The sequence below is a fragment of the Nitratireductor sp. GCM10026969 genome, assembly GCF_042660605.1.
GTDB lineage: Bacteria > Pseudomonadota > Alphaproteobacteria > Rhizobiales > Rhizobiaceae > Chelativorans.
Map to the genome: position 1 here is coordinate 1 of NZ_JBHSUM010000204.1, position 6,050 is coordinate 6,050.

6 protein-coding genes are annotated in these 6,050 nt (G+C 65.3%); all 6 read left to right on the forward strand.

Going from position 1 to position 6,050, the window contains the following annotated elements:
• On the forward strand, window positions 1-1,063 hold a 1,063-nt coding region (locus tag ACFP9U_RS23130), incomplete at its 5' end, for a mannitol dehydrogenase family protein (RefSeq protein WP_378625066.1).
• 128 nt (window positions 1,064-1,191) lie between these two features.
• Window positions 1,192-2,778, forward strand: a complete 1,587-nt coding sequence (locus ACFP9U_RS23135; RefSeq protein ID WP_378625067.1) for an ABC transporter substrate-binding protein — start codon at window positions 1,192-1,194, stop codon at window positions 2,776-2,778.
• Window positions 2,779-2,826: 48 nt separating this feature from the next.
• Window positions 2,827-3,849 (forward strand): ABC transporter permease, encoded by a 1,023-nt coding sequence (locus tag ACFP9U_RS23140; RefSeq protein ID WP_378625074.1) that lies wholly within the window; start codon window positions 2,827-2,829, stop codon window positions 3,847-3,849.
• 1 nt (window position 3,850) lies between these two features.
• Window positions 3,851-4,777: an ABC transporter permease gene (locus tag ACFP9U_RS23145; protein ID WP_378625069.1), complete on the forward strand. Its 927-nt coding sequence runs from the start codon at window positions 3,851-3,853 to the stop codon at window positions 4,775-4,777.
• Entirely contained in the window at window positions 4,774-5,616 is an 843-nt protein-coding gene (locus ACFP9U_RS23150; protein ID WP_378625070.1) for an ABC transporter ATP-binding protein, read from the forward strand. Before ACFP9U_RS23145 ends, ACFP9U_RS23150 begins: the two co-directional genes overlap by 4 nt.
• A partial coding sequence (locus tag ACFP9U_RS23155) for an ABC transporter ATP-binding protein (RefSeq protein WP_378625072.1) occupies window positions 5,616-6,050 on the forward strand: 435 nt, incomplete at its 3' end. The genes ACFP9U_RS23150 and ACFP9U_RS23155, both read left to right, overlap by 1 nt.

The following is a 6,050-nucleotide window of genomic DNA, read 5'->3' on the forward strand; positions in this document are numbered from 1 at the left end:
GGCGGTGGACGACAGGCATCCCGCCATCGCCGCCGACCTCGCCGATCCACACGCGCCACGCGGCGCGCTCGGCCTGTTGGTGGAGGCCCTGCGCCTGCGACGGGAGAAGGGGCTCGCCCCCTTTACCGTCCTTTGTTGCGACAACCTGCCGGACAATGGTGGCCTCGTGCGTGCCGGCGTCACCGATTTTGCCGCGCGTGTCGACCCGGACCTTGCCGACTGGATCCGCACCCATGTCGCCTTCCCCTCGACCATGGTCGACCGCATTACGCCGGCCCCGACGGAAAAGACGCGCGCCGAGGCGGAACGGCTCCTCGGGGTGAGCGACATGGCCGCCGTCGAGGCAGAGCCGTTCTCGCAATGGGTGATCGAGGACCGCTTCCCCGCCGGGCGGCCCGAATGGGAGAGGGGCGGCGCCATCTTCGTCGCCGACGTCGCGCCCTATGAGGCGATGAAGCTCCGGATGCTCAACGGCAGCCATTCGATGATGGCCTATGCCGGTTTCCTCGCTGGCCGTGAATATGTGCGTGACGTGATGGCCGATGAGGCGCTGGCGCGCCTCGTTCGCCGTCACCTGTCCGCCGCCGCGGCCACGCTGTCGCCGCTTGAGGGCATCGATACGGAGGATTACGCGCTGGCGCTTACGGACCGCTTCGCCAACCCGGCCATAGCGCACGAGACCTATCAGATCGCCATGGACGGGACCGAGAAGCTGCCGCAGCGCATCCTGGCACCTGCGCTGCATGCTCTGCGGAACGGCGGCGACCTGCGCCCCTTCGCCTTCGCGGTGGCCGCCTGGATGCGCTATTGCACCGGCCGGCGCGACAATGGCGAGGCCTATCGCCTGCGCGATCCGCGCGAGGAGGAGATCGCCTCCGCCCTGGCGCGCGCCGGCGGCGATGCGGGAGCCGTGGCCGACGCGCTGACGGGGCTTCCGGGACTGTTCCCCGACGAACTTGCGGCCAGTCGGGAGTGGAACGCATGCGTCCGGAGCATTCTCACGGGCATGTTGCAAAAAGGCATGGCGCAAGCGCTGGAGGAGGAAGCGCGCCCGGCTGCCTGAAGGGACGGACGGGAAGCTTGGACAAAATACGCGCGTAACTGGACAGTGCCCCGATCTCGGTCCATCATCGGTGCTCCGAACGCGGATACATCCGAACGCTATCAAAAAACAGAGGGGCCGTCTCAAACATGAGAACGCTAAAGTCACTCCTTGCCGCGGGCGCGATCGTGGCACTGACACTCTCGCCGACGCGCGCCGCGACGCCCGAAGACACGCTCGTCATGGCCTGGCAGATCGACGACATCATCACGCTCGATCCGGCGGAAGTCTTCGAGTTTTCCGCTTCCGAGATGATGGGCAACTCCTATGAGCGGCTGATCGGCTACGATCTGGAAAACGTTTCCGATATCTTCGGCGCGGTCGCCGAATCCTGGGAGGTGTCGGACGACGGCAAGACCTTCACCTTCACCGTCCGCCAGGGAAAGACCTTTGCTTCCGGCAACGAACTGACCGCGGAAGACGTCGTCTTCTCGCTGCAGCGCGCGGTGAAGCTCGACCAGTCGCCGGCCTTCATCCTCACCCAGTTCGGCCTCACCGCCGACAATGTGGAGGAAAAGATCGTCCAGACGGGGGATTACGAGTTCACATTCGAGATGGACCAGGCCTACGCGCCCACCTTCGTGCTTTACTGCCTGACCTCGACCGTGGCCTCGGTGGTCGACAAGGATCTTGTCCTTGAGCACGAGGTCGACGGCGACCTCGGCCATGAATGGCTGAAGCGCAACTATGCCGGTTCCGGCCCCTTCGCCATCCGCCAGTGGCGCCCCAACGAGGCCGTCGTCATGGAGCGCAACGAACATTTTGCTCCCGAGCCGCCGCTCGCCCGCGTCATCTATCAGCATGTGCCGGAAAGCTCGACGCAGCGGCTGATGCTGGAGCAGGGCGACATCGACATCGCCCGTGATCTCGGGCCGGAAGAGCTCGAAGCGCTGGAAGGAACCGAAGGCATCAAGATCCAGAGCGGCGTGAAGGGCGGGCTCTACTATCTCGGCCTCAACCAGAAGAACGAACATCTGTCGAAGCCCGAAGTGCGCCAGGCGCTCAAATATCTGGTCGATTACGGTGCGATCGCCGACACGATCATGGAGGGGCTGGCCGAAGTGCACCAGGCCTTCCTGCCCAAAGGTTTTCTGGGCGCCGTCGAGGACACGCCGTTCTCGCTCGATGTGGAAAAGGCCAAGGAGTTGCTTGCGGAGGCGGGGCTGGCCGACGGCTTCTCCGTCACCATGGACACGCGCAACACGCCGGACATCACAGGCATGGGCGAGGCGATCCAGCAGACGTTCGCGCAAGCCGGCATCGATCTGCAACTCATTCCCGGTGACGGTGCGCAGACGCTGACGAAGTACCGCGCCCGCGAGCACGACATCTATATCGGCCGCTGGGGCCCCGACTATCAGGATCCCCACACCAACGCCGACACCTTCGCCTCCAATCCGGACAATTCCGACGATGCGGCGGCGAAACCGCTCGCCTGGCGCAACGCCTGGGAGATCCCCGAACTGACGGAGAAGACGCAATCCGCGGTGCTGGAGACCGACACCGACAAGCGTGCGCAGATCTACGAGGAACTGCAGCGCGAGGTGATGGACCGGGGACCGTTCGTGATCATGTTCCAGGAGATCGAGGTGATGGCCATGCAGGACAACGTCGAAAACTTCCTGATCGGCCCCTCCTTCGATTCCAACCAGTTCGGCCAAGCCAGCAAGGACTGATCCAACTCCATGAGTCTCGCCAGTAGTGGCTACGAAGAAGGGGGGCGTATGCGCGCCCTCCTTTCCGGTTTCGCCGTGGTCGGCCGCTTCCTTTTCATGGTGGCGGTCACCATTCTCGGCCTTCTCGCCGTCACCTTCTTCATCGGCCGGGTAGTGCCGATCGATCCCGTGCTTGCCGTTGTCGGCGACCGGGCACCGCCGCATGTCTATGAGCGCGTGCGCGAGGAGATGGGCCTCCACCTGCCGCTGTGGCAGCAGTTCCTGATCTATGTCGGCAACGTGCTGCGCGGCGATCTCGGCACCTCGGTGCTGACTTCGCGCCCGGTCGCGGAGGACATCGCCCGCTATTTTCCCGCGACGCTGGAGCTTGCCACGCTGGGCACGCTGATCGGCACCGTCTTCGGCGTGCCGCTTGGGGTTCTGGCTGCCGTGCGGCGCGGACAGTTTATCGACCATCTCGTGCGGGTGATCGGGCTCGTCGGCTATTCCGCGCCGATCTTCTGGCTGGCCCTTCTGGCCCTTCTGGTCTTCTACGCCAATCTCGGCTGGGTCTCCGGCCCCGGCCGGCTCGACGTCAGCTACGAATACATGCTCACGCCCGTGACGGGCATGGTACTGGTGGATGCCGCCCTTGCCGGCGACTGGGACGTGTTCCGCAACGCCGTCTCGCACATTGTCTTGCCGGCCTCGCTTCTGGGCTATTTCTCGCTCGCCTATATCAGCCGCATGACGCGTTCCTTCATGCTCAACGAACTGTCGCAGGAATATGTCGTGACCGCCCGCGTGAAGGGCCTCTCGGAGCGGCGCATCATCTGGCGCCATGCCCTTCGCAATGCCATCGTGCCGCTGATCACTGTCATCGCGCTCTCCTATGCCCATCTGCTCGAAGGCTCGGTGCTGACCGAGACCGTCTTCGCCTGGCCGGGGCTCGGGCGCTACATCACCAACTCGCTGCAGAACGCGGATATGAGCGCCGTTCTCGGCGGCACGCTCGTGATCGGCATCGTCTTCGTGGCGATCAACACCTTCTCCGATCTTCTGTACCGTCTCTTCGACCCGAGGACGCGCTGACATGACAGGCAGCCTCGAACGACCCCAAACGCTGCGCGAATGGCTGACGACGAGCGAGCCGTCCTCCCGCACGCAGGCGCGGCTCGGCCGCACCTATCTCTCGTGGCGGACCTTCTCGCGCAATCCGCTCGCCATGCTCGGCCTCCTGGTGGTGGTCGGGCTGATCATCGTTGCTATCTTCGCCGATCAGCTGGCCACCCATTCACCGATCGTCGGCGGCGATCTCCGGACGGAGCGGCTCCTGCCGCCGAGTGCCGAGCACTGGCTGGGCACGGACAGCCAGGCGCGCGACATCTATTCGCGCCTCGTCCACGGCTCGCGGCTGACCTTGATGATCGTCGCGCTGGTGACGGTGCTTGCCATGCCGGTTGGCCTCCTGATCGGCACCGTGGCGGGCTATGTCGGCGGCTGGGTGGACGCGACCTTGATGCGGATCACCGACATCTTTCTCGCTTTCCCGCGCCTGATCCTCGCGCTCGCCTTCGTCGCCGCGCTCGGGCCGGGCATCGAGAACGCCATCATCGCCATCGCAATCACCTCCTGGCCGCCCTATGCGCGCATAGCCCGCGCGGAAACGCTGACGATCCGCAACAGCGACTTCATTGCCGCGGTGCGGCTGCAGGGCGCGTCGAGGGCGCGCATCATCGCCCGCCACATCATGCCGCTCTGCGTGCCCTCGGTGATCATCCGGGTCACGCTCGACATGGCCGGCATCATTCTCACGGCCGCCGGCCTCGGCTTCCTGGGGCTCGGAGCCCAGCCGCCCATGCCCGAATGGGGTGCGATGATCGCGGCCGGCCGGCAGTACATCATCGATTACTGGTGGGTCGCCACCATGCCGGGCATCGCGATTTTCGTCGTCTCGCTCGGCTTCAACCTGCTTGGCGATGGCCTGCGCGACGTCCTCGACCCGAAGGCGGCGCGATGAGCGAGCAAAAACCCCTCCTTGAGGTGGAAAACCTCAACGTTCGCTTTCACCTGCGCACCGGCACGGTGGAGGCGGTGCGCGGCGTCTCCTTCAGCCTCGGGCGCGAGCGGCTCGGCATCGTCGGCGAATCCGGGTCCGGCAAATCCCAGACCGGCCGCGCCATTCTCGGCCTCACCCCGCCGCCGGGCGAGGTGACAGCCGACCGGCTGACCTTCGATGGGATCGACCTGCTCTCCATTTCGCCACGGCAGTTGCGCGACCTGCGCGGCGGGCGCATGACGATGGTCATGCAGGATCCGAAATATTCGCTGAACCCGGTCATGACCATCGGCGAACAGATGATCGAGGCTTATCGGGCACATAAGCGCGGAGGCCGCAAGGAGGCGCGGGAGAAGTCGTTGGAGATGCTGGAAGCCGTGCAGATGCGCGATCCGGCCCGCGTCTTCTCGCTCTACCCGCACGAGGCCTCCGGCGGCATGGGGCAACGCGCGATGATCGCCATGATGCTCGTCACCGATCCCGATTTCCTGATCGCCGACGAGCCGACCTCGGCACTTGACGTGACCGTGCAGCAGGAGGTGCTGCGCATTCTCGATCGGCTTGTGGCCGAGCGCGGCATGGGCCTGATCTTCATCAGCCATGACCTGCGCCTGGTCTCCTCCTTCTGCGACCGGGTGCTCGTCATGTATGGCGGCAAGGTCATGGAGGAACTGGCCGCGGGCGATCTCGACGCGGCACGGCATCCTTATACGCGCGGACTGATGAACTGCCTTCCCGCCCTTGAAGGCTCCGCCCATCCTCTCCCCACGCTCGAGCGCGATCCGGCATGGACGCAGTAATGATCGATATCCGCGACCTTTCCGTCGTCTTCGGCAGCGGCCGCCTCCGCGTGGAGGCGGTAAAGGGGCTCAGTATGCGTATCGCCGAGGGTGAATCCTTCGGCCTCGTCGGAGAGTCCGGCTCCGGCAAATCGACCGTCCTGCGCGCCATCTGCGGCCTGGCGCCGGTGTCAGCCGGCACGATCGCGGTTGCCGGCAAGCCGGTTCCCGTACCCCGCAACCGCGCCTTTTTCGCCACGGTTCAGATGGTCTTCCAGGATCCCTACGGATCCCTGCATCCACGTCAGACCGTCGACCAGATTCTGTCGGAACCGCTCGCGATTCATCGCCTGGGCGACCGCGACAGGCGCATCGCGCGCGCCCTTGCCGATGTGGGGCTCGGTCCGTCCTTCCGCTTCCGCTATCCGCACCAGCTCTCGGGCGGCATGCGCCAG